Origin of the sequence: Defluviimonas aquaemixtae (assembly GCF_900302475.1) — a bacterium.
GTDB lineage: Bacteria > Pseudomonadota > Alphaproteobacteria > Rhodobacterales > Rhodobacteraceae > Albidovulum > Albidovulum aquaemixtae.
Genome location: NZ_OMOQ01000001.1, coordinates 846,148 through 867,882 on the forward strand (window position 1 = coordinate 846,148; position 21,735 = coordinate 867,882).

The following is a 21,735-nucleotide window of genomic DNA, read 5'->3' on the forward strand; positions in this document are numbered from 1 at the left end:
GGAGGTCCCATATGTCCGAAGCCCTTCAGGAACTTGAAGCGCATATCGAACTTAAGCGCCCCGACGATGTCGTCGCGACCGAGATCGCGTTTGGCGAGCTCAACGTCTCGGTGACGCTTGCCGGGCTTGTCGATTTCGTTGAGTTCCTCCGCTCCGACCGTAGCTGCCGGTTCTCGACGCTCGTCGACATCACAGGCGTCGACCATCCCGAACGGCCGGCGCGGTTCGATGTCGTCTACCACTTCCTGTCCATGTATCAGAACGCGCGGGTCCGTGTGAAGGTTGCCGTCCGCGAGGAGGATATGGTGCCTTCGATCATAGGCATCCACCCCTCGGCCAACTGGTTCGAGCGTGAGGTCTTCGATATGTTTGGGATCGTCTTCTCCGGCCATCCTGACTTGCGCCGCATCCTGACCGACTACGGCTTCCGTGGCCATCCGCTCAGGAAGGACTTCCCGACCACCGGCTACACTGAGGTGCGCTACGACGAGGCGCTGAAGCGGGTGGTCTACGAGCCGGTGAAACTTGTACAAGACTACCGGCTCTTCGACTTCATGTCGCCTTGGGAAGGTGCGGAATACATCCTGCCGGGTGATGAGAAGGAAGGGGCCAAGGGATGAGCAATGCAGCCCTGAGCGGTACCTGTCTTTGCGGGGCCTGCGCCTTTACGGCAGCGCCCGTCGGCAAGAGCGCGGGCGCGTGCCATTGTGGCATGTGCCGTAGGTGGTCGGGCGGCATTTACCTTGCGGTTGATTGCGGCGAGTCGGTTGAGTTCGCGAAGGGCGCTCCGGTCGTCGCCTACAAGGGCAGCAGCTGGGGCGAGCGGCTCTTCTGCCGCGAATGCGGCTCCTCGCTCGTCTGGCAGACGCAGGACGGCAGGAACCAGCACGTCTCGATCCAGACATTCGAGGATCCGGGTCGGTTCGTGGTGGATTCGGAGATCTTCATAGACCGCAAGCCCAACAGCTACGCGCTGGCCGACGTGGCACGCGCGATGACCGAGGCGGAGGTCTTCGCGATGTTCGCGTCGAAATCGGAGGGCGGGCAATGAAGGACGCGAACATTCGCAAGAATACCTATGACGACGGCTCGCGCGACGCATTGACCGGCGAACAGCAGATCCGCAACTTTAACATCAACTTCGGCCCTCAACACCCTGCTGCACATGGCGTTTTACGCTTGGTACTTGAGCTGGACGGCGAGGTGGTGGAGCGTTGCGACCCGCATATCGGTCTGCTTCATCGCGGCACCGAGAAGCTGATGGAAAGCCGCACATACCTTCAGAACCTGCCGTATCTCGACCGGCTCGACTATGTCGCGCCGATGAACCAGGAACATGCCTGGTGCCTCGCGATCGAGAAGCTGACCGGGGTGAAGGTTCCGCGCCGGGCGCAGCTGATCCGGGTCCTGTATTCTGAGATCGGGCGCATCCTGAACCACCTCCTCAATGTCACCACGCAGGCCTTGGACGTCGGCGCGCTGACCCCGCCCCTCTGGGGCTTCGAGGAGCGCGAGAAGCTGATGGTCTTCTATGAGCGCGCCTGCGGGGCGCGTCTCCACGCCGCCTATTTCCGCCCCGGCGGCGTGCATCAGGACCTGCCGCCGGAGCTTCTCGACGACATCGACGCCTGGGCCGACGCCTTCCCGAGGGTCGTGGACGATCTTGACACGCTCCTGACCGAGAACCGCATCTTCAAGCAGCGCAATGCCGATATTGGCGTCGTGACCGAGGAGGATGCGCTCGCCTGGGGCTATTCAGGCGTGATGGTCAGGGGTTCGGGCATGGCGTGGGACTTGCGCCGCGCGCAGCCCTACGAATGCTACGACGAGTTCGAGTTCAAGATCCCCGTCGGCAAGAACGGCGACTGCTACGACCGCTACCTCTGCCGCATGGCCGAGATGCGCGAGTCGACGAAGATCATCCATCAGGCCATCGCGAAGCTGCGCGAACCGAACGGGCAGGGCGACATCCTCGCCCGCGGCAAGCTCACGCCGCCGCCGAGGGCCGAGATGAAGCGCTCGATGGAGGCGCTGATCCATCACTTCAAGCTCTATACCGAGGGCTTCCACGTGCCGGCGGGTGAGGTCTATGCCGCCGTCGAGGCGCCCAAGGGCGAGTTCGGCGTCTACCTCGTCGCCGACGGCACCAACCGGCCCTACCGCGCGAAACTCCGCGCGCCGGGCTTCCTGCACCTTCAGTCGATCGACTGGATGGCCACGGGCCACCTTCTGGCCGACGTCGCGGCGATCATCGGCACGATGGACATCGTGTTCGGGGAGGTGGACCGTTAGTGCTAATTAACATCGGCATTCCGGGCCTTCTGGTCGCTACTTCACTCGCTGGTACCGGGTTTAACCCAGTGCCGCTTCTCTTGTTCTCCGCCTACATGGCCGGTACCGAAGCTTTGGGGATGCACTGATGCTCCGCCGCCTCCATCACGACCAGCCCGCCGCGTTCGAATTCACGCCCGCCAACCTCGATTGGGCGAAGGCGCAGATGACGAAATATCCCGAGGGGCGGCAGGCCAGCGCCATCATCCCGCTTCTCTGGCGCGCTCAGGAGCAGGAGGGCTGGCTTTCGCGGCCCGCGATCGAACACGTCGCTGACATGCTGGGGCTTCCGCATATCCGGGCGCTTGAGGTCGCGACCTTTTACTTCATGTTCCAGCTGCAACCCGTTGGATCCATTGCCCATATCCAGGTCTGCGGTACGACGTCCTGCATGATCTGCGGGGCCGAGGATCTGGTCGCGGTGTGCAAGGAAAAGATCGCGGCTCACCCGCACGAACTCAGCGCCGACGGCAAGTTCAGCTGGGAAGAGGTCGAATGCCTCGGCGCCTGCGCCAACGCGCCTATGGTCCAGATCGGCAAAGATTATTACGAGGACCTGACGGCGGAAAGCTTCGCCAAGATCCTCGACGAATTCGCCGCTGGCCAGGTGCCCGTGCCCGGTCCGCAGAACGGGCGTTATGCCTGCGAGCCGCTGAACGGGCTGACCAGCCTCAAGGAGTATGAAGGCGGCCGCCCGAAGCACAATGCCTCGGTCGCGCTCGCCGTTGACCTGAAGGACACCGTCAAGCGGATCGACGGCACCGAGACGCCCGTCCTGACGCCGTGGCTCGGCAAGCCCGCCCCAGCGACCCCGGCGAATGGCCGCGCGAGGGAGCCGAAGCCCGCCGAGGGCAAGCCCGTCGACGCGACCGGAAACACCGTTCAGGAAGCGCGTGCGCAGGCCACCGGGGCTCCGGCGACGGAGCCGGCCGCCGCGCCGACGAAGCCGCGCGCGCTGTCCGAGCCGCGCGAGGGGCGGGCGGACGACCTCAAGCTGATCAAGGGCGTTGGGCCGAAGCTCGAACGGCTTCTCAACAGCCTCGGCTTCTTCCATTTCGACCAGATCGCCGGCCTGAGCGCCGCCGAACTCGCCTGGGTCGACGACAATCTTGAAGGCTTCAAGGGCCGCGCGAGCCGGGACCGCTGGGTCGACCAGGCGAAGGTTCTTGCCGAAGGCGGGCAGACAGAGTTCTCGCAGCGCGCGAAGAAAGGTGACGTCTACTGAGTGAAGTCAACTGGGAGTAAGAGGGATGTCTGACACAAGAGATGCGGAGTGCCGCCGCAACTGCTGGCTGATCGCGGCGGGGGGTGGGATTCTGACGCTGCTCATGCTGTGGCTGGTGGGCACTTTTGGCTTCTTCACCTCGCTCATCATCGGCCTCATCCTGTTTGCGGCGCTTGGGTTCTTCCTAGTCTGGGCCTTCTGCACGGGTATGGAGGCGGGCGCGGACAGCGCTGCGACGACTTCGGCTTCGGCCGCGTCCGGGACCTCCGCGCCGAGCGCTGCGGCCCGGCCAGTCCCCGCGGCCCCCGCGAACGCGCCCGAACCGGCGGCGGCCCCGGAGCCGGAAGTGGCGCGGGAGACTGCGACAGCGCCGGTCAGGGTAGCAGACCAACCCACGACGACAGACTCTGCCGGCGGCCTCGGAGCGGCGCTCGCCAAGTCGAAGACCACAGGCGGGAACGGAGCGCCTGAGATGCTGTCGGCCCCTCGCAGTGGCAAGGCGGACGACCTGAAGCGGATCAAGGGCATCGGACCGAAGCTCGAGAAGCTTCTGAACGAGATCGGGGTCTGGCATTTCGACCAGATCGCTTCGTGGAAGGCCAAGGACATCGCCTTCGTGGACGAGAAGCTGGAGGGTTTTAAGGGCCGCGTTACCCGCGACGGCTGGGTGAAGCAGGCCAAGCAACTCGCCCAGGGCGGGGTTTACGGAGGGGACTGAGTGACCGGACCACGGAACAGGGAGCTGATGCTTGCGCGAGAGGCGCGGCTCGTGGCGATTGTGATCGCCGTGACTATGCTCCTGTGGCTCGGCGCGCAATGGCTGGGTCGGCGGGCAGGCTGGGACGCGTCCTACGCCTTTCTTGTCGACCTCGCCGCACTGGCTGCGTTCATCTGGGCGCTGGTCGTAACCTGGCGGATCTGGCAGCGGCAAAGGCGCCAGGGGAATGAGGACTGACGATGCTGAAGGATCAAGACAGGATCTTCACCAATCTCTACGGGATGCACGACCGGTCGCTCGCCGGCGCCAAGAAGCGCGGCCACTGGAACGGCACTAAGGAGATACTGGCGCGTGGCCGCGAGGCGATCGTCAATGAGATGAAGGCGTCAGGCCTGCGCGGCCGGGGCGGGGCGGGCTTCCCGACAGGTCTCAAATGGTCCTTCATGCCGAAGCAGTCGGACGGCCGGCCTTCCTACCTAGTCGTGAACGCCGACGAATCCGAACCCGGCACCTGCAAGGACCGCGAGATCATGCGCCACGATCCGCATACGCTGATCGAGGGCTGCCTGATCGCGTCGTTCGCGATGGGCGCGAACGCCTGCTACATCTACATCCGCGGGGAATACATCCGAGAGCGCGAGGCGCTTCAGGCGGCGATCGACGAGGCATATGAGGCGGGGCTGATCGGCAAGAACGCCTGCAAATCGGGCTTCGAATTCGACCTCTATGTCCATCACGGCGCGGGTGCCTATATCTGCGGCGAGGAAACCGCGCTTCTCGAAAGCCTCGAGGGCAAGAAGGGCATGCCGCGCATGAAGCCGCCGTTCCCAGCGGGCGCGGGTCTTTACGGCTGCCCGACCACGGTCAACAACGTGGAATCCATCGCCGTCGTGCCGACGATACTGCGCCGTGGCGCAGACTGGTTTGCCTCGTTCGGACGGCCCAACAACACCGGGACCAAGCTCTTCGCGATCTCGGGGCATGTCGAGAACCCGTGCGTGGTCGAGGAGGAGATGTCGATTTCGCTCCGCGAGCTCCTGGACAAGCATTGCGGCGGCGTGAGGGGCGGCTGGGACAATCTCAAGGCTGTGATCCCGGGAGGGTCGTCCGTGCCCTGCCTGCCGGGCAGCGTCTGCGACGATGCGATCATGGATTTCGACTGGCTGCGCGAACAAAAATCGGGCCTCGGTACCGCCGCCGTCATCGTGATGGATCAGTCGACCGATATCATCAAGGCGATCTGGCGGCTGTCGAAGTTCTATAAGCACGAAAGCTGCGGCCAGTGCACGCCCTGCCGCGAGGGCACTGGATGGATGATGCGGGTCATGGACCGGCTTGTCCGTGGCGAGGCCGAAGTCGAGGAAATCGACCTGCTCTTCGACGTCACGAAGCAGGTCGAGGGCCACACGATCTGCGCGCTTGGAGATGCTGCGGCCTGGCCGATCCAGGGCCTCATCCGGCATTTCCGCGGGGAGATCGAGGACCGGATCAAGGCCCAGAGAACAGGTCGCAGAGGCGCGATTGCGGCCGAATAGGCCGCTTCGCTTCGATGGAAGAGGAGGACGTATCATGGAAGTCTTCGCCGAGTATTCGCGCGCCATCGTCTCGCTGGCGCTTTTCGCACTCATCACACTTGGACTGAGCCCGATGGCCGGGGTCGCGCGGAACCGGGCCGGGGTCGCGGCGGGGGCGCTCCCGAAGGAGGACTACGCCAACCGCGATTTCCGCATCTGCCGGGCCTACCAGAACGCCGCCGAGTCGCTCGGCGCCTTCGCCGCCGTCATCGCAGCGGCGATCCTCGCGGGGGCGGCACCTTTCTGGGTGAATCTTTTCGCCTCGCTCGCGGTCCTCAGCCGACTGATCATGGTCTTCGTCCACATCCAGGGCTACGGAGTCGGCAAGGAGCCGGGACCGCGCACGATGCTCTATGTCTTCGGCTGGCTGATGATGCTGCTTCTGGCGCTTATGGCGATAGGAGCGGCGTTTTGAACGAACGCAACGGACATCACCTTGCCGAACTGAATGTCGGCCGGCTGATCGCCCCAACGGACGATCCGCGCGTGGCGGAATTCATGGGCGCGCTCGACCGGGTGAATGGCCTCGGCAAGCGGATGCCGGGCTTCGTCTGGATGATGGAAGGCTCGGGCGAGCCGGGGCTGGGCAATACCGAGAACCATGTCGGTGACGATCCTCAGTTCGTGGCGAACCTGACCGTCTGGAAAGACGCAGATAGCCTCGGGAACTTCGTCTGGAACACGGTGCATCGGCAGTTCTACGACCGCCGGCGCGAATGGTTCCAGGTGCTGGGTGCAATGCATTTCGTCATGTGGTGGGTGCCGAAAGGCCACCAGCCGACGCTGGAGGAAGGCCTTGCCCGGCTCGATCGCCTGAAGGTCGAGGGTGACAGCGACCATGCGTTCGGCTGGTCATACCTGAAGGACGCGCAGAACTGGCAGAGCCGGATCTGCGCACAGGAAGCGGCGGAGTAGGGCGATGTGCTACGGCAATCTCGATCCGAAATTCCTGACGCAAGAGCTGGATGCCCGGCTGAAAGGCGTCTGTGAGCGGAAAGATGAAGAAAACACGGAACCGGCACCGGGCCTGACCGGCTGGGCCACCGCGCTCGTCGCGCGGTTCCGTCAGAAGGAAGCGACCCATGTCTGACCTGCGCAAAATCATCATCGACGACATCGAGGTCGAGGTCGATCCGTCGATGACGCTGATCCAGGCGTGCGAAGAGGCGGGCGTGGAAATTCCGCGGTTCTGCTATCACGAACGGCTGTCGATCGCGGGGAACTGCCGGATGTGCCTCGTCGAGGTCGTCGGTGGCCCGCCGAAGCCCGCCGCTTCCTGCGCGATGCAGGTGAAGGACCTGCGCCCGGGGCCGGAGGGTCAGCCGCCGGTCGTCAAGACCAACTCACCCATGGTCAAGAAGGCCCGCGAAGGGGTGATGGAGTTCCTCCTCATCAACCACCCGCTCGACTGTCCGATCTGTGATCAGGGCGGGGAATGCGACCTTCAGGACCAGGCCGTCGCCTATGGCGTCGACTTTTCGCGCTACCGCGAGCCGAAGCGTGCCACGGAAGACCTGAACCTCGGGCCGCTGGTCGAGACCCATATGACGCGCTGTATCTCGTGCACGCGCTGCGTGCGCTTTACGACCGAGGTCGCGGGCATCACCCAGATGGGCCAGACGGGCCGGGGCGAGGACGCCGAGATCACGTCCTACCTGAACACGACGCTCGATTCTAATCTGCAGGGCAACATCATCGACCTTTGCCCAGTCGGCGCGCTCGTCTCCAAGCCCTACGCGTTCACGGCACGGCCGTGGGAGCTGACGAAGACCGAGACCATCGACGTGATGGATGCGCTGGGATCCAGCATCCGCGTGGACACGAAGGGGCGCGAAGTGATGCGCATTCTGCCCCGCAACCATGACGGCGTGAACGAAGAGTGGATTTCCGACAAGACCCGCTTCGTCTGGGACGGGCTGCGCCGCCAGCGTCTGGACGTGCCTTACATCCGCGTGAACGGGAAGCTTCGCAGTGCGTCCTGGGGCGAGGCGCTAAGTGCCGCCGCGGCCGCGATGAAGGGCCGGAAGGTGGCGGGGCTGGTCGGTGATCTCGTGCCGGTTGAAGCGGCCTTCAGCCTCAAGCAGCTGATCGAGGGGCAGGGCGGCTCGGTCGAGTGCCGGACCGACGGCGCGAAGCTGCCGACGGGCAACCGCTCGGCCTATGTGGGCACCGCGCGGATCGAGGATATCGACAGCGCGAAGGCGATCATGCTGATCGGAACCAACCCCAGGGTGGAGGCGCCGGTTCTGAACTCGCGGATCCGCCATGCCTGGATCAATGGCGCCAAGATCGGCGTGGTCGGACCGGCCGTCGATCTGACATACGACTATTTCCACATCGGTGCGGATCGCGCAGCTCTGACGGGCCTGACCTCGAAGCCGCACGAAGATGCGCTGGGCAAGGAGACGTTGGTGATCGTCGGTCAGGGGGCGATCAGCGAGGCCGATGGCAAGGCGGTTCTGGCACATGCGATGAAGTTCGCCGAGATGACGCAGTCGAAGTTCCTCGTGCTGCACACCGCCGCGGGCCGCGTCGGCGCGATGGATGTCGGCGCAGTGACCGAGGGCGGCCTTGAGGTAGCGCTCGACGGCGCGGAAGTGATCTACAATCTCGGCGCCGATGAGGTGGACCTCGCGGCGGGACCCACTGTGATCTACCAGGGTAGCCACGGCGACCGGGGCGCGCACCGGGCCGACATCATCCTGCCGTGCGCGGCCTACACCGAGGAGGGCGGGCTGTTTGTCAATACCGAGGGCCGGCCGCAGCTCGCCCTGCGCGCCGGTTTCGCACCGGGTGACGCGAAGGAGAACTGGGCGATCCTGAGGGCCCTCTCGGCCGAGCTTGGTGCGACCCAGCCGTGGGATTCGCTGGCGCAGCTCAGGCAGGCGCTGGTTCAGGCGCATCCGCATCTGGGCGAGATCGACGAGGTGGCCGAGAACGAATGGCGGGCTCTGCCGGTCGAGGCACCCGGCAAGGCCGATTTCGTGAACGTGGTCAAGGATTTCTACCTGACGAACCCGATCGCGCGGGCGTCCCAGCTCATGGCGGAGCTGTCGGCGACGGCGAGGGCGCGAGCTGACAAACCCATGGCGGCGGAGTGACGATGACGCGTCCTGTCCCCCTTCTCGCGCTTCTGGCGGGTCTTTCGGCGGGGCTTTCGGCCTGCGCCGAGACGCCGGCGCCCGAGGCGCCGGCCGAGCCGGTCTACATTGGCTCGAACGCCGCGGCGATGGGCGGGGATCTTCACGGGTTCATCGTGACCATGGAGGGCGGGCGCGAGGCCGAGGACATGGACGCCTATGTCGAGTGTGTGGTCGCGGGCTACGCGCTGGAAAAGAAGCAGGGATTCGCGCGCAAGGTGCGCACATATGTGCGTCAAGAGGGTGGCGTTTGGATCGCGGATGCTGTTTACACCATCTCGCCGACGCTGCCCCGGGGTCTGAAGACCATCGACGCGGAAGTGGCGGTTGCCGATTGCGCCGAACGCGGCATACCGACGGTCTGAGGAAGGGGCTCTCGAGGTAACACATGGCAGAGTTTCTGACGACACCACTAGGCACGTTCCTTCTGATCCTCGTGCAGGGTCTCGGCATCATCGCCTTCGTGATGCTGTCGCTTCTCTTTCTCGTCTATGGCGACCGGAAGATCTGGGCGGCAGTGCAGATGCGCCGGGGGCCGAACGTCGTCGGCGCGTTCGGCCTTCTGCAGTCGGTGGCTGACGCGCTGAAATACGTGGTGAAGGAGATCGTTGTCCCCGCCGGGTCCGACAAGTTCGTCTTCTTCCTCGCGCCGATGCTGTCGTTTGTGCTCGCCATCCTCGCTTGGGCGGTCATTCCGTTCCATCCGGGCTGGGTTCTGGCCGACATCAACGTGGCTATCCTCTTCGTCTTCGCCATCTCCTCACTCGAGGTTTACGGTGTGATCATGGGCGGCTGGGCGTCGAACTCGAAATATCCGTTTCTGGGCAGCCTCAGATCGGCCGCGCAGATGATCTCTTACGAGGTGTCGCTGGGGCTGATCATCATCGGCGTGATCATCTCGACGGGAAGCATGAATTTCTCGTCCATCGTCGCCGCGCAGGACGGCGATTTCGGGCTTTTCAACTGGTACTGGCTGCCGCATCTGCCCATGGTGGTGCTGTTCTTCATCTCGGCGCTTGCCGAGACCAACCGCCCGCCCTTCGACCTGCCGGAAGCGGAATCGGAACTGGTCGCGGGCTTCATGGTCGAATACTCTTCCACGCCATACCTGCTGTTCATGGCCGGCGAGTACATCGCGATCTTCCTGATGTGCGCGCTGATCTCGCTTCTCTTCTTCGGCGGCTGGCTTTCGCCCATCCCGTTCCTGCCGGACGGCTGGTGGTGGATGGTCGCCAAGATGTGGGTGTTCTTCTTCATGTTCGCGATGGTGAAGGCGATCGTCCCGCGCTACCGCTACGACCAGCTCATGCGGATCGGCTGGAAGGTGTTCCTGCCACTCTCCATCGCATGGGTCGTGATCGTCTCGTTCCTCGCGAAATTCGAAGTGCTCGGCGGTTTCTGGGCGCGCTGGGCGATTGGGGGCTGACATGGCAAATATCGACTACAATCGCGCCGCCAAGTACTTCCTGCTCGTCGATTTCATCAAGGGCTTCGGGCTGGGGATGAAGTATTTCTTCGCCCCGAAGGCCACGTTGAACTACCCGCACGAGAAGGGGCCGCTGTCGCCCCGCTTCCGTGGCGAGCACGCGCTGCGGCGCTATCCTAACGGCGAGGAGCGCTGCATCGCTTGCAAGCTCTGCGAAGCGATCTGCCCGGCGCAGGCGATCACCATCGACGCGGAGCCGCGCGAGGACGGCAGCCGCCGCACCACGCGCTACGACATCGACATGACGAAATGCATCTATTGCGGCTTCTGCCAGGAGGCCTGTCCGGTCGATGCCATCGTCGAGGGGCCGAACTTCGAATTCGCGACGGAAACGCGCGAGGAGCTATTTTACGACAAGGCGAAGCTACTGGAGAATGGCGACCGGTGGGAGGCCGAGATCGCCCGCAACCTCGAACTGGATGCGCCCTACAGATGAACGACGCCTTCCAGAAACTCCTCTCGCAGATGATGGAGCAGGGCCAGGAAATGGCCCGCGCCATCAATCCTGCCTTGGAGAATTTCAAGGCCGCCGATCTCGACAAGATGTTCCCCACCATGACGAAGGACATGATGGAGATGTGGTTCGGCCGCACCTTCAACCGCGAGGGGCTCGACGCCCGGACCCGGCTTCTCGTCACGGTGGCGGCGCTCACGGTCCTCGGCGCGCAGGCTGAGCCGCAGATGAAGCTGACGATCCGCCATGCGCTCGAGGCCGGGGCGACCAAGCGCGAGATCGCGGAAGTGATCTACCAGATGAGCATGTTCGGCGGGGTGCCCGCCATGACCCGGGCGCTGGAGATTGCGCAGCGGGTTTTCGACGATACGGGAGATGACGCATGAGTGTCATGGTGTTCGCCTTCTACCTCTTCGCGCTGACGGCGGTGGCGGCAGGGCTGATGGTGGTTCTGTCCAGAAACCCGGTCCATTCAGTCCTGTGGCTGATCCTCGCCTTCCTGTCCTCGGCGGGGCTCTTCGTGCTTCTGGGCGCGGAGTTCGTCGCGATGCTTCTGATCATCGTCTATGTCGGCGCGGTGGCGGTCCTCTTCCTCTTCGTCGTCATGATGCTCGACGTCGATTTTGCGGAGCTGAAGGGCGAGATGGCGCGCTACATGCCCTTGGGACTTCTGATCGGCGTGGTGATCCTGATGCAGCTCGGCATTGCGCTGGGCACGTGGGAAACGGCCGAGACGGCAAACGCGTTGCGCGCGGCGGCAACGCCCGAGAATCTACACAACACCGCCGCGCTAGGAATGCTGCTTTACGACAAGTACATCCTTCTCTTCCAGCTCGCTGGGCTGATCCTTCTTGTGGCGATGGTCGGGGCGATCGTGCTGACGCTTCGCCACCGCAGGGACATCAAGCGCCAGGACGTGCTTCAGCAGATGTGGCGCGATCCCGCGAAGGCGATGGAGCTCAAGGATGTGAAGCCGGGGCAGGGGCTCTAGGCGCGGCGCAGTCCCGGACGCGATCCGGGGCGCCTCCCGGACAATGTTCGGGAAAGGAGATTGGAGGTCCCGGATCACGTCCGGGACCGCGACGGGAAAGACGATACGGGGCGTGCGCCCGGAGGGACGAGAATGATCGGACTGACACATTACCTCGGCGTTGCCGCCGCCCTGTTCGTGATCGGCATCTTCGGCATCTTCCTCAACCGGAAGAACGTCATCGTCATCCTTATGTCGATCGAGCTTCTCCTGCTCGCGGTCAACATTAACCTCGTCGCGTTCTCGGCGTATCTCGACGACCTCGTGGGCCAGGTCTTCACCATGTTCGTCCTGACCGTCGCCGCCGCAGAGGCCGCCATCGGGCTCGCGATCCTCGTCTGTTTCCACCGGAACCGCGGGACGATCGACGTCGAAGACGTCAACGTGATGAAAGGGTAAGACATGGAAACGATTATCCTTCTTGCCCCGCTCGTCGGCGCGATCATCGGCGGCTTCGGCTGGCGCGTGATCGGCGAGACCGGCGCGCTCGTCGTCACGACGGGCCTTCTGTTTCTCGCCTGTCTCCTGTCGTGGATCGTGTTCTTCACGTTCGACGGCACGACCGAGCACATCCACATCATGAACTTCGTGCAGTCGGGCACGCTGGACACGTCCTGGTCGATCCGGATGGACCGGCTGACCGCGATCATGCTGATCGTGGTGACGACCGTCTCGGCGCTCGTCCACCTCTATTCCTGGGGTTACATGGACCATGACGAGCACTGGGCGCATCACGAGCACTACAAGGCCCGGTTCTTCGCCTATCTGTCGTTCTTCACTTTCGCGATGCTGGCGCTCGTGACCGCCGACAACCTCATCCAGATGTTCTTCGGCTGGGAAGGCGTGGGCGTCGCCTCCTACTTGCTGATCGGCTTCTACTACAAGAAAGCCTCGGCGAACGAGGCCGCGATCAAGGCGTTCATCGTCAACCGGGTGGGCGATTTCGGCTTCGCGCTCGGGATCTTCGGGCTTTTCTACCTCGTCGACTCGATCAGCATGGACGAGGTTTTTGCCGCCGCCCCAACGCTCGCCGAGACGCAGCTGACGTTCCTCTGGACCGAGTGGAACGCGGCGAACCTGCTCGCGTTCCTCCTGTTCGTCGGCGCGATGGGCAAGTCGGCGCAGCTTTTCCTGCACACCTGGCTGCCGGACGCGATGGAGGGCCCGACGCCGGTCTCCGCCCTCATCCATGCTGCGACTATGGTGACGGCGGGGGTGTTCCTCGTCTGCCGCATGTCGCCCCTCTTCGAATACGCGCCCGAGGCGAAGGCCATCGTGATGTATATCGGCGCGGCCACGGCGTTCTTCGCGGCCTCGGTCGGCCTCGTCCAGAACGACATCAAGCGCGTGATCGCTTATTCGACCTGCTCGCAGCTCGGCTACATGTTCGTGGCGGCCGGCGCGGGCATCTATTCGGCGGCGATGTTCCACCTCTTCACGCACGCCTTCTTCAAGGCGATGCTGTTCCTCGGCGCGGGTTCCGTCATCCATGCGATGCATCACGAGCAGGACATGCGGAACTATGGCGGGCTCAGGACCAAGATACCGTACACGTTCTGGGCCATGCTGATCGGCACGCTGGCGATCACCGGGGTCGGCATTCCTCTGACCGCGATCGGATTCGCCGGCTTCCTGTCGAAAGATGCGATCATCGAGTCGACCTTCGCCAGCGGCAACGGCTTTGCCTTCTGGGCGCTGGTGATCGCCGCCTTGTTCACGAGCTTCTATTCCTGGCGGCTCATTTTCATGACGTTTTATGGCGAACCCAGGGGCGACCACCATGCCCATGACCATGCTCATGAAAGCCCGATGACGATGCTTGTGCCTCTGGGCGCGCTGGCGCTCGGCTCGGTCTTCGCGGGCATGCTCTGGTACAAGCCGTTCTTCGGCGATCACGACCGGATGGTCGAGTTCTTCGCCATGCCGCATCACGTCGAGGCCGAAGTGGGCGGGGAGGCTCACGGAGAGACCGCTGCCGCCGATGCGGCTGCGGCCGACGACCACGGCGAGACCGCCCCGGCGGCGACCGAAGCGCCTGCGGCGGATCATGCTGCGACCGAGGTACCCGCAGAGGACCATGCCGCGACCGATGCACCGGCCGAGGACGGGCACGCCGTGGACGAGGCCGGCCATGCGCCAATAGGGGGGATCTACATGTCCGAAGCCTCGAACCAGGTCCTCGACGACGCGCACCACGCGCCGGCCTGGGTCAAGGCCTCACCTTTCGTGGCCATGCTGATCGGGTTCATCACCGCCTGGATCTTCTACATCCGCGATCCGTCCATTCCGCGCAGGCTCGCCGACGAGCAGCCGATCCTCTACCGGTTCCTTCTGAACAAGTGGTACTTCGACGAGATCTACGACGTGATCTTTGTGAACCCTGCCCGCCGGCTCGGCTCGTTCCTGTGGAAGAAGGGCGACGGCAACGTCATCGACGGTACGATCAACGGCGTCGCGATGGGATTCATTCCGATGCTCACGCGGCTCGCGGCCAGAGCGCAGTCGGGCTACCTCTTCCACTACGCCTTCGCGATGGTCATCGGCATCGCGCTCCTGATCACCTGGATGTCGCTCGCGGGGGGCGCCGAGTAAATGGAAAACCTTCTCTCCATCATTACCTTCCTGCCTCTGGTCGCGGCGGCAATCCTGGCGCTGTTCCTGTCGGGCGACGACGCGGCAGCGCGCCAGAACGCCAAATGGCTGGCGCTGATCGCGACGACGGCGACCTTCCTCGTCTCGCTCTTCCTGCTCGCGGGCTTCGATCCGGGCAACACCGGCTTCCAGTTTGTGGAAGAGCGGGACTGGATCATGGGTTTCAAGTACAAGGTCGGCGTCGACGGGATTTCGGTCCTCTTCGTCCTGCTGACCACGTTCCTCATGCCGATAACGATCCTGTCGTGCTGGGAGGTCGAGACGCGCGTGAAGGAATACATGGTCGCCTTCCTCGTCCTCGAGGGGCTGATGATCGGCGTCTTCGTGGCACTCGACCTGGTCCTCTTCTACCTCTTCTTCGAGGGCGGCCTCATTCCGATGTTCCTGATCATCGGCATCTGGGGCGGGAAGGACAGGATCTACGCGGCCTTCAAGTTCTTCCTCTATACCTTCCTCGGCTCGGTCCTGATGCTGGTCGCGATGATCGCGATGTATGTCGACGCGGGCACGACGGACATCCCGACGCTTCTTACCCACCAGTTCTCGTCCGAGACGCTGAACTTCTTCGGCTTTCAGATCATCGGCGGCATGCAGACGCTCATGTGGATCGCCTTCTTCGCCTCCTTCGCAGTCAAGATGCCGATGTGGCCGGTACATACCTGGTTGCCGGACGCGCACGTCCAGGCGCCGACCGCAGGGTCGGTCGTGCTGGCGGCGATCCTTCTGAAGATGGGCGGCTACGGTTTTCTGCGATTCTCGCTGCCGATGTTCCCGATCGCCTCGGATCTGCTTGCCGGGTTCATCTTCTGGCTCTCGGCCATCGCGGTCGTCTACACCTCGCTCGTGGCGCTTGCGCAGGAAGACATGAAGAAGCTGATCGCTTATTCCTCGGTCGCCCACATGGGCTACGTGACGATGGGCATCTTCGCGGCGAACCAGCAGGGGATCGACGGCGCGATCTTCCAGATGCTGTCGCACGGCTTCATCTCGGGCGCACTCTTCCTTTGTGTCGGCGTTATCTACGACCGCATGCACACGCGCGATATCGACGCCTATGGCGGGCTGGTGAACCGGATGCCGTCTTATGCGCTGATCTTCATGTTCTTCACGCTCGCCAATGTCGGCCTGCCGGGGACGTCGGGATTCGTCGGCGAGTTCCTGACGCTGATGGGCATCTTCCAGGTCAATACCTGGGTCGCAGTCGTCGCCACGTCGGGCGTGATTCTCAGCGCCGCCTACGCGCTCTGGCTCTACCGCCGCGTGGCCTTCGGGGACCTCATCAAGGAAAGCCTGAAGTCGATCACCGACATGACCCGCCGCGAGAAGGCCGTGTTTGCCCCGCTTGTCGCGATGACGCTGCTGCTCGGCGTGTACCCGAGTCTTGTCACCGACATCATCGGGCCGTCCGTCTCGGCCCTGATCGACAACTACCACGCCCAGATCCCCGCCTCCGATGGGGTGCGGCTCGCCAGCCACTGAAGGACTGAACGCGATGATTTCCGCCGATTTCTCCGCAATCCTGCCCGAGGTGGTGCTGGTCGTCTACGCGATGGCGGCCCTGGTCGGGGCGGTCTATGCCGGCAAGGATGAGCTGACCGGCACGCTCACTTGGGCAACGGTCGCGATCTTCCTTGGTCTCGCGCTCTGGATCGGGCTGTCCGCGCCGGGCGACGTGGTGGCTTTCGGCGGGTCGTTCGCCGATGACGCGTTCGCGCGTTTCGCGAAGGTGACCGTGCTCCTGTCTGCGGCAGCCGTTCTCGCGATGAGCCAGGACTACATGGCGAGGCGCGGGCTTGGGCGGTTTGAGTTCCCGCTGTTGGTCGCCTTCGCGGTCGCGGGCATGATGGTCATGGTTTCGGCGGGCGATCTCATGTCGCTATACATGGGGCTCGAATTGCAGTCGCTGTCGCTCTACGTCCTGGCCGCCTTGCGGCGTGACAGCGTGAAATCGACCGAGGCGGGATTGAAATACTTCGTCCTCGGCGCGCTGTCGTCGGGGCTTCTGCTTTATGGCGCGTCGCTGACCTACGGGTTCGCGGGCACGACGCTCTTTTCCGGCATCATCTCGACGATCGAGGACGGGCGCGCATCCATAGGGCTGCTCTTCGGCCTTGTCTTCATGATCACGGGTCTGGCGTTCAAGGTCTCGGCCGTGCCGTTCCACATGTGGACGCCGGACGTCTACGAAGGTTCGCCGACGCCAGTGACGGCCTTTTTCGCGACCGCGCCCAAGGTCGCCGCGATGGCCTTGTTCGCGCGGCTCGTGCACGACGCCTTCGGCGCGGCGGTCGCGGACTGGAGCCAGGTGCTGGCACTGCTCGCGGTCCTGTCGATGTTCCTCGGCGCGGTGGCGGCGATCGGCCAGCGCGACATCAAGCGACTGATGGCTTATTCCTCGATCGCGCATATGGGCTTCGCGCTCGTCGGGCTCGCGGCGGGCACGCAGTCGGGCGTGCAGGCGATGCTGATCTACATGGTCATCTACGTCGCGATGAATGTTGGCACCTTCGCCTTCATCCTGTCGATGGAGCGGGACGGCGCGCCGGTCACAGACATCAACGCGCTGAACCTCTATTCGAAACGCGAACCGGTCAAGGCTCTCGCCATGATGGTGCTTCTTTTCAGCCTCGCAGGCGTGCCGCCGATGCTGGGCTTCTTCGCGAAATACGGTGTGCTTCTGGCGGCCGTGAACGCGGAGATGGTCTGGCTTGCCGTCGCCGGTGCCGTCGCCTCGGTCATCGGCGCATTCTATTATCTGCGCATCGTCTACTACATGTACTTCGGCACCGAGACGGACGCGCTCGACAGCCGCATGGTGCCCGCGCAGTGGATCTTGCTGATGGCGTCCGCCGTCGTGATGGTCGTGGGCATCGTCAACCTCTTCGGTGTCGAAGGGGCCGCGGCGGCAGCGGCCGAAACCCTTGTCCGCTGAGAGGACGGAAGATCTTTCGGCCTGGCCCGAGGGCGTGGCCCGCCATGTCCTCGACGAGGTGGACAGCACCAATTCCGAGGCGCAGCGGATCGCGCCGGGCCTGACCCAACCCACCTGGATCCTCGCGCGCCGCCAGACGGCCGCGCGCGGACGGCGCGGGCGGGCATGGATCTCTCCGCGCGGCAATTTAGCGGCGACCCTGGTGATGCGGCCCGGCGGCGAACCCGCGCATGCGGCGCTCAGAAGTTTCGTCGCGGCGCTGGCGCTTGCCGATGCGCTCGAAACGGTCGCGGGTCCGCGCGCGACGATCTCTCTAAAATGGCCGAACGACGTCCTGCTGAACGGTGGCAAGGTCGCGGGAATCCTTCTCGAAAGCGTAGGGCAGGGCGGCGGAGTCAGCCGCCTCGCGGTGGGCATCGGCGTCAACCTTGCCGAGGCGCCGCCACGCGAAGCGCTGGAGCCGGGCGCGGCGGAGCCCGTTTCGCTTCTGGGCGAGACCGGGGTTCGGGTGGAACCCGAGGAGTTCCTGACCTACCTCGCCGCCGCCTTCGCGAAGTGGGAGGCGCGGTTCGTGACCTACGGCTTTCACCCGATCCGGACCGCCTGGCTCGGCCGGGCGGCGAAGCTGGGCCAGACCATTACGGCGCGGACGGCTGCCGAGATAGTCGAGGGCACATTCGAGACGGTCGCCGAGGATGGCGCTCTGGTGATCGCAACCGCCCGGGGGCGGCGCAACGTGCCGGCCGCCGACGTGTATTTCTGAGGGAGGTTGCCGATGCTGCTTTGCATCGACTGCGGCAATACCAACACTGTCTTTTCGGTCTGGGACGGCGACAAATTCCGCTGTACATTGAGGACGACGACCGAGCATCAGCGCACGGCGGACCAGTATTTCGTCTGGTTCTCCACGCTCATGCAGCATCACAAGGTCCCGGTCGATATCGACGAGGTTATCATCTCTTCGACGGTGCCACGCGTCGTGTTCAACCTGCGCGTCCTCTGCGACCACTATTTCAGCTGTCGCCCGATGGTCGTGGGCAAGCCGGACTGCGCGCTGCCCGTGGCGCCCCGGGTTGATCAGGGCACGACCGTCGGATCGGACCGGCTGGTGAACACCGTCTCTGGCTTCGACCGGCATGGCGGCGATCTGATCATCGTCGATTTCGGCACCGCGACGACTTTCGACGTCGTGGACACCGACGGCGCCTATATTGGCGGCGTGATCTCGCCCGGGGTCAATACCTCGCTCGAGGCGCTTCACATGGCCGCCGCGGCGCTGCCGCATGTCGATGTCACCAAACCGCAATCGGCCATCGGGACCAACACGGTCGCCTGCATGCAGTCGGGCATCTACTGGGGCTATGTCGGCCTTGTCGAGGGCATCGTGCGCCTGATCCGGATCGAACGTGAAAGACCGATGAAGGTGATTGCCACTGGCGGCCTTGCCCCCCTATTCGCCCAAGGCACCGAGATATTCGACAGTGTCGAGGACGATCTGACCATGCACGGCCTCGTGCTGATCCATCGCTACAACCGGGAACGGGACACCGCATGACCAAAGACCGCCTGATCTACCTGCCGCTCGGCGGGGCCGGTGAAATCGGCATGAACGCCTATGTCTACGGCTATGGGCCGGAGGGGAACGAGCGTCTGATCGTCGTCGATCTGGGCGTGACCTTCCCCGACATGGACACGACGCCTGGCATCGATCTGATCATGGCGGACACGGCCTGGCTTCAGGACAACGCGGACCGGATCGAGGCGATCTTCATCACGCATGGCCACGAGGATCACGTGGGCGCGCTCGGACTTCTCTGGCCGAAGCTCAAGGCGCCGGTCTATGCCCGCAAGTTCACGGCAGCGCTCGCGACGCTGAAATTCGAGGAGCGGGGCCTGCCGCTCGACGAGATCAAAGTGGTCAAGCCGCGGCCCGACACGATCGAGGCGGGCCCATTCGACGTCCAGTTCGTGCCGGTCAGCCACTCGATTCCGGAAAGTTCGGCGCTTGTCATCGACACGCCGGCGGGCCGGATCGTCCATACCGGCGACTTCAAGCTCGACGGCACGCCCATCGTGGGTGAGCCGTTCAATCCCGACGAATGGCATGCGATCGCTAATGAAGGCTCGGGCGTGAAGGTCCTAACCTGCGACAGCACGAACGTCTTCTCGCCCAAGCCTGGCCGGTCGGAGGCGAGCCTCGCGCGGCCGCTGGCGGAGCTTATTGCCGAACAGCGCGGCATGGTCGTGGCCACGACCTTCGCCTCGAACGTGGCGCGGCTGAAGACGCTGGCCGAGGCCGGCACCGCAGCAGGCCGGTCGGTCTGCATGCTGGGCCGTGCGATGAAGAAGATGATCACGGCGGCGGTCGAGACCGGTGTTCTGACCGATTTCCCGGCGATCATCCCGCCGGAGGAGGCCGAGGCCTTGCCGCGCCAGAACCTCATGCTGATCGTGACCGGCAGCCAGGGCGAGCGCCGCGCGGCCTCGGCGCAGCTTTCCCGCGGCAAGTATCTGGGGCTGGAGATGAAAGAGGGCGACACGTTCCTCTTTTCCTCCAAGACGATTCCGGGCAACGAGCGCGGCGTGATCCGCGTGATGAATGCGTTCTCCGAAATGGGAGTGGACGTGATCGACGACCGGGACGGGCTCTATCACGTCTCGGGCCACGCCAACCGGCCGGACCTGGAGGCGATCCACGACCTGTTGCGCCCGAGTGTCCTCCTACCGATGCACGGCGAGCACATGCATCTGCGCGAACATTGCCGGATCGGGATCGAGAAGGGGATCGCGAGCGAGCTTGCCACGAACGGCACGATGGTCGATCTGACAGGTGAGCGCCCACGGATCGTCGAGTATATCGAGGCCGGGCGCACCTATCTCGACGGCTCGGTGATGATCGGCGCGATGGACGGCGTCGTGCGCGACCGCATCCGCATGGCGTTGAACGGCCATGTGCTGGCGACGCTGATCCTTGACGAGGAGGACCAGCCCCTGGGTGATGCCTGGGTGGAGCTGAAGGGCCTCGCCGAGCGCGGCAAGCGTGGCGCGGCGCTCGCCGAGCAGATCGAGGCGGAACTAAACGAGTATCTCGGGATGGCTGGGGCCAAGGTGCTGCGCAACGACGACAAGGTCGAGGAAGCGGTCAAGCGCATCGTCCGGCAAGTGACGATGGAAGAGATTGGCAAGAAGCCCGAGGTCACAGTTGTCACGAGCCGTCTGGTCGCCGACTAGGGCAGTCACGCAAGGTCGGATTCCGCCCTCGCCCATGTCGCGGGCCGGCCAGCGGTCGGCGCAGCGCTGCGCTTTCCTTCGCGCATCCGCAGAAGGAGGTGCGCATGAGCCACGACGCGCGAGAGTTGATCGATCTTGACCGATATCCGATCCACTTGGACGGGCCCGCGCGCAACGCGGTCCTCGCCCGCGTCCGAAGAGACCTGAAGGAGGATGGCTGCGCAGTCATCAAGGGCTTTCTGACCGTCAAAGGGATTGCCGAGTTGACGAATGAGGCCGACGGCCTCGCCGATAGGGGCCACCGGAGCTTCAACCGCACCAACGTCTATTTCACCAAAGACGATCCGAATCTGCCGTCCGACGATCCGCGACGCCAGTTCTTCGACCGTTCGAACGCCTTCATTCCGGCAGACAATTTCGCGCCTCAAGGGCCGCTCAGGACAATCCACGACAGTGCGGGCTTCGATGGTTTCATCCAGGACTGCCTGGAGGAGAAGCTGTTCTTCCGCTACGCCGACCCCTTGGCCGACGTGATCGTCAACATGGCGGAGGAGGGCAGCGGTTTCCCGTGGCACTTCGACACGAACAACTACACCGTCACGCTCGCGATCCAGAACGCTGAGGCGGGCGGGGCGTTCGAATACGCGCCGCGCATCCGGGTGGGCGATGAGAATTTCGCCGAGGTCGCGCGCGTCTTGAACGGCACGTCCGACAAGGTGAAGGTGCTGAACCTCGAACCCGGTGACCTGCAGATCTTCCGCGGGCGCTATTCGCTTCACCGGGTCGCGCCGCTCAGGGGGCCGCGCCCGCGCTATGTCGCCATCTTCTCCTATGTCGAGGAGCCGAACATGGTCGGCGCGCCGGAACGCACCATGCAGCTTTACGGCCGCACGCTGCCCATTCATCACGAACGGGCAGGACGGCGGGCGGACAGCTACATCGACTGAGGCCGAATTCGAGGC

The 21,735-nt window shown here is 64.1% G+C and carries 24 protein-coding genes; all 24 read left to right on the forward strand.

All coding sequences use genetic code 11. From position 1 onward, the window contains the following. Positions 1–11 precede the first annotated feature (11 nt). Positions 12–620, forward strand: coding sequence for an NADH-quinone oxidoreductase subunit C (locus tag DEA8626_RS04145; RefSeq protein WP_108851782.1), 609 nt, complete (start codon positions 12–14; stop codon positions 618–620). Continuing rightward, positions 617–1,051 carry a GFA family protein gene (locus DEA8626_RS04150; protein WP_108851783.1) on the forward strand — a complete coding sequence of 145 codons (435 nt, stop codon included), beginning with the start codon at positions 617–619 and terminating at the stop codon, positions 1,049–1,051. The genes DEA8626_RS04145 and DEA8626_RS04150 overlap by 4 nt, the downstream gene beginning before the upstream one ends. Further along, entirely contained in the window at positions 1,048–2,292 is a 1,245-nt protein-coding gene (locus DEA8626_RS04155; protein ID WP_108851784.1) for an NADH-quinone oxidoreductase subunit D, read from the forward strand. Before DEA8626_RS04150 ends, DEA8626_RS04155 begins: the two co-directional genes overlap by 4 nt. 127 nt (positions 2,293–2,419) lie before the next feature. Further along, positions 2,420–3,556, forward strand: a complete 1,137-nt coding sequence (gene nuoE / locus DEA8626_RS04160; protein WP_108851785.1) for an NADH-quinone oxidoreductase subunit NuoE — start codon at positions 2,420–2,422, stop codon at positions 3,554–3,556. A 25-nt stretch (positions 3,557–3,581) separates the two neighbouring features. Continuing rightward, positions 3,582–4,274: a helix-hairpin-helix domain-containing protein gene (locus DEA8626_RS04165; RefSeq protein WP_108851786.1), complete on the forward strand. Its 693-nt coding sequence runs from the start codon at positions 3,582–3,584 to the stop codon at positions 4,272–4,274. Next, complete coding sequence (locus tag DEA8626_RS04170; protein WP_438502427.1) at positions 4,275–4,511, forward strand: DUF5337 domain-containing protein; 237 nt, start codon at positions 4,275–4,277, stop codon at positions 4,509–4,511. A 2-nt stretch (positions 4,512–4,513) separates the two neighbouring features. After that, positions 4,514–5,809 (forward strand): NADH-quinone oxidoreductase subunit NuoF, encoded by a 1,296-nt coding sequence (gene nuoF / locus DEA8626_RS04175; protein WP_108851788.1) that lies wholly within the window; start codon positions 4,514–4,516, stop codon positions 5,807–5,809. Positions 5,810–5,843: 34 nt separating this feature from the next. Then, a complete protein-coding gene (locus tag DEA8626_RS04180; protein ID WP_108851789.1) occupies positions 5,844–6,263 on the forward strand; it encodes an MAPEG family protein in 420 nt (139 codons plus the stop codon). Beyond that, a complete protein-coding gene (locus tag DEA8626_RS04185; RefSeq protein ID WP_108851790.1) occupies positions 6,260–6,763 on the forward strand; it encodes a DUF3291 domain-containing protein in 504 nt (167 codons plus the stop codon). The genes DEA8626_RS04180 and DEA8626_RS04185 overlap by 4 nt, the downstream gene beginning before the upstream one ends. A 4-nt stretch (positions 6,764–6,767) precedes the next feature. Next, positions 6,768–6,938, forward strand: a complete 171-nt coding sequence (locus DEA8626_RS20980) for a hypothetical protein (protein ID WP_181366355.1) — start codon at positions 6,768–6,770, stop codon at positions 6,936–6,938. Beyond that, entirely contained in the window at positions 6,931–8,949 is a 2,019-nt protein-coding gene (gene nuoG / locus DEA8626_RS04190; protein ID WP_108851791.1) for an NADH-quinone oxidoreductase subunit NuoG, read from the forward strand. Before DEA8626_RS20980 ends, nuoG begins: the two co-directional genes overlap by 8 nt. Before the next feature lie 2 nt (positions 8,950–8,951). Further along, on the forward strand, positions 8,952–9,353 hold the full coding sequence (locus DEA8626_RS04195) for a YNQ4 family lipoprotein (protein WP_108851792.1): 402 nt from the start codon (positions 8,952–8,954) through the stop codon (positions 9,351–9,353). A gap of 23 nt (positions 9,354–9,376) precedes the next feature. Continuing rightward, positions 9,377–10,414, forward strand: coding sequence for an NADH-quinone oxidoreductase subunit NuoH (gene nuoH / locus DEA8626_RS04200; RefSeq protein WP_108851793.1), 1,038 nt, complete (start codon positions 9,377–9,379; stop codon positions 10,412–10,414). Between the two features lies 1 nt (position 10,415). After that, a complete protein-coding gene (nuoI, locus tag DEA8626_RS04205) occupies positions 10,416–10,910 on the forward strand; it encodes an NADH-quinone oxidoreductase subunit NuoI (protein WP_108851794.1) in 495 nt (164 codons plus the stop codon). After that, positions 10,907–11,314, forward strand: coding sequence for a carboxymuconolactone decarboxylase family protein (locus DEA8626_RS04210; RefSeq protein WP_108851795.1), 408 nt, complete (start codon positions 10,907–10,909; stop codon positions 11,312–11,314). Before nuoI ends, DEA8626_RS04210 begins: the two co-directional genes overlap by 4 nt. Then, complete coding sequence (locus DEA8626_RS04215) at positions 11,311–11,919, forward strand: NADH-quinone oxidoreductase subunit J (protein WP_108851796.1); 609 nt, start codon at positions 11,311–11,313, stop codon at positions 11,917–11,919. Before DEA8626_RS04210 ends, DEA8626_RS04215 begins: the two co-directional genes overlap by 4 nt. A 132-nt stretch (positions 11,920–12,051) precedes the next feature. Continuing rightward, positions 12,052–12,357 carry an NADH-quinone oxidoreductase subunit NuoK gene (nuoK, locus tag DEA8626_RS04220; RefSeq protein ID WP_108851797.1) on the forward strand — a complete coding sequence of 102 codons (306 nt, stop codon included), beginning with the start codon at positions 12,052–12,054 and terminating at the stop codon, positions 12,355–12,357. Positions 12,358–12,360: 3 nt separating this feature from the next. Beyond that, complete coding sequence (gene nuoL, locus DEA8626_RS04225) at positions 12,361–14,550, forward strand: NADH-quinone oxidoreductase subunit L (protein WP_108851798.1); 2,190 nt, start codon at positions 12,361–12,363, stop codon at positions 14,548–14,550. Then, the gene (locus tag DEA8626_RS04230) at positions 14,551–16,089 is read left to right on the forward strand and encodes an NADH-quinone oxidoreductase subunit M (RefSeq protein WP_108851799.1); all 1,539 of its coding nucleotides are present in this window, start codon (positions 14,551–14,553) and stop codon (positions 16,087–16,089) included. Positions 16,090–16,102: 13 nt separating this feature from the next. Beyond that, positions 16,103–17,542 (forward strand): NADH-quinone oxidoreductase subunit NuoN, encoded by a 1,440-nt coding sequence (gene nuoN, locus DEA8626_RS04235; RefSeq protein ID WP_108851800.1) that lies wholly within the window; start codon positions 16,103–16,105, stop codon positions 17,540–17,542. Continuing rightward, complete coding sequence (locus DEA8626_RS04240) at positions 17,532–18,305, forward strand: biotin--[acetyl-CoA-carboxylase] ligase (protein ID WP_108851801.1); 774 nt, start codon at positions 17,532–17,534, stop codon at positions 18,303–18,305. The genes nuoN and DEA8626_RS04240 overlap by 11 nt, the downstream gene beginning before the upstream one ends. A 12-nt stretch (positions 18,306–18,317) precedes the next feature. Further along, the gene (locus DEA8626_RS04245) at positions 18,318–19,097 is read left to right on the forward strand and encodes a type III pantothenate kinase (protein ID WP_108851802.1); all 780 of its coding nucleotides are present in this window, start codon (positions 18,318–18,320) and stop codon (positions 19,095–19,097) included. Beyond that, positions 19,094–20,773 (forward strand): ribonuclease J, encoded by a 1,680-nt coding sequence (locus tag DEA8626_RS04250; RefSeq protein WP_108851803.1) that lies wholly within the window; start codon positions 19,094–19,096, stop codon positions 20,771–20,773. Before DEA8626_RS04245 ends, DEA8626_RS04250 begins: the two co-directional genes overlap by 4 nt. Positions 20,774–20,877: 104 nt before the next feature. Further along, positions 20,878–21,720 carry a HalD/BesD family halogenase gene (locus tag DEA8626_RS04255; protein WP_108851804.1) on the forward strand — a complete coding sequence of 281 codons (843 nt, stop codon included), beginning with the start codon at positions 20,878–20,880 and terminating at the stop codon, positions 21,718–21,720. Positions 21,721–21,735: the final 15 nt, after the last annotated feature.

Excerpts from the sequence above, each read along its gene's own strand:
- nuoI (WP_108851794.1), top strand. The coding sequence starts at position 10,416 with ATGGCAAATATCGACTACAATCGCGCCGCCAAGTACTTCCTGCTCGTC.
- nuoG (WP_108851791.1), top strand. The coding sequence starts at position 6,931 with ATGTCTGACCTGCGCAAAATCATCATCGACGACATCGAGGTCGAGGTC.
- DEA8626_RS04215 (WP_108851796.1), top strand. The coding sequence starts at position 11,311 with ATGAGTGTCATGGTGTTCGCCTTCTACCTCTTCGCGCTGACGGCGGTG.
- DEA8626_RS04210 (WP_108851795.1), top strand. The coding sequence starts at position 10,907 with ATGAACGACGCCTTCCAGAAACTCCTCTCGCAGATGATGGAGCAGGGC.
- DEA8626_RS04230 (WP_108851799.1), top strand. The coding sequence starts at position 14,551 with ATGGAAAACCTTCTCTCCATCATTACCTTCCTGCCTCTGGTCGCGGCG.
- DEA8626_RS04250 (WP_108851803.1), top strand. The coding sequence starts at position 19,094 with ATGACCAAAGACCGCCTGATCTACCTGCCGCTCGGCGGGGCCGGTGAA.
- DEA8626_RS04255 (WP_108851804.1), top strand. The coding sequence starts at position 20,878 with ATGAGCCACGACGCGCGAGAGTTGATCGATCTTGACCGATATCCGATC.
- DEA8626_RS20980 (WP_181366355.1), top strand. The coding sequence starts at position 6,768 with ATGTGCTACGGCAATCTCGATCCGAAATTCCTGACGCAAGAGCTGGAT.
- nuoK (WP_108851797.1), top strand. The coding sequence starts at position 12,052 with ATGATCGGACTGACACATTACCTCGGCGTTGCCGCCGCCCTGTTCGTG.
- nuoF (WP_108851788.1), top strand. The coding sequence starts at position 4,514 with ATGCTGAAGGATCAAGACAGGATCTTCACCAATCTCTACGGGATGCAC.
- nuoH (WP_108851793.1), top strand. The coding sequence starts at position 9,377 with ATGGCAGAGTTTCTGACGACACCACTAGGCACGTTCCTTCTGATCCTC.
- DEA8626_RS04145 (WP_108851782.1), top strand. The coding sequence starts at position 12 with ATGTCCGAAGCCCTTCAGGAACTTGAAGCGCATATCGAACTTAAGCGC.
- DEA8626_RS04150 (WP_108851783.1), top strand. The coding sequence starts at position 617 with ATGAGCAATGCAGCCCTGAGCGGTACCTGTCTTTGCGGGGCCTGCGCC.
- DEA8626_RS04155 (WP_108851784.1), top strand. The coding sequence starts at position 1,048 with ATGAAGGACGCGAACATTCGCAAGAATACCTATGACGACGGCTCGCGC.
- DEA8626_RS04195 (WP_108851792.1), top strand. The coding sequence starts at position 8,952 with ATGACGCGTCCTGTCCCCCTTCTCGCGCTTCTGGCGGGTCTTTCGGCG.
- nuoN (WP_108851800.1), top strand. The coding sequence starts at position 16,103 with ATGATTTCCGCCGATTTCTCCGCAATCCTGCCCGAGGTGGTGCTGGTC.
- nuoL (WP_108851798.1), top strand. The coding sequence starts at position 12,361 with ATGGAAACGATTATCCTTCTTGCCCCGCTCGTCGGCGCGATCATCGGC.
- DEA8626_RS04180 (WP_108851789.1), top strand. The coding sequence starts at position 5,844 with ATGGAAGTCTTCGCCGAGTATTCGCGCGCCATCGTCTCGCTGGCGCTT.
- nuoE (WP_108851785.1), top strand. The coding sequence starts at position 2,420 with ATGCTCCGCCGCCTCCATCACGACCAGCCCGCCGCGTTCGAATTCACG.
- DEA8626_RS04165 (WP_108851786.1), top strand. The coding sequence starts at position 3,582 with ATGTCTGACACAAGAGATGCGGAGTGCCGCCGCAACTGCTGGCTGATC.
- DEA8626_RS04245 (WP_108851802.1), top strand. The coding sequence starts at position 18,318 with ATGCTGCTTTGCATCGACTGCGGCAATACCAACACTGTCTTTTCGGTC.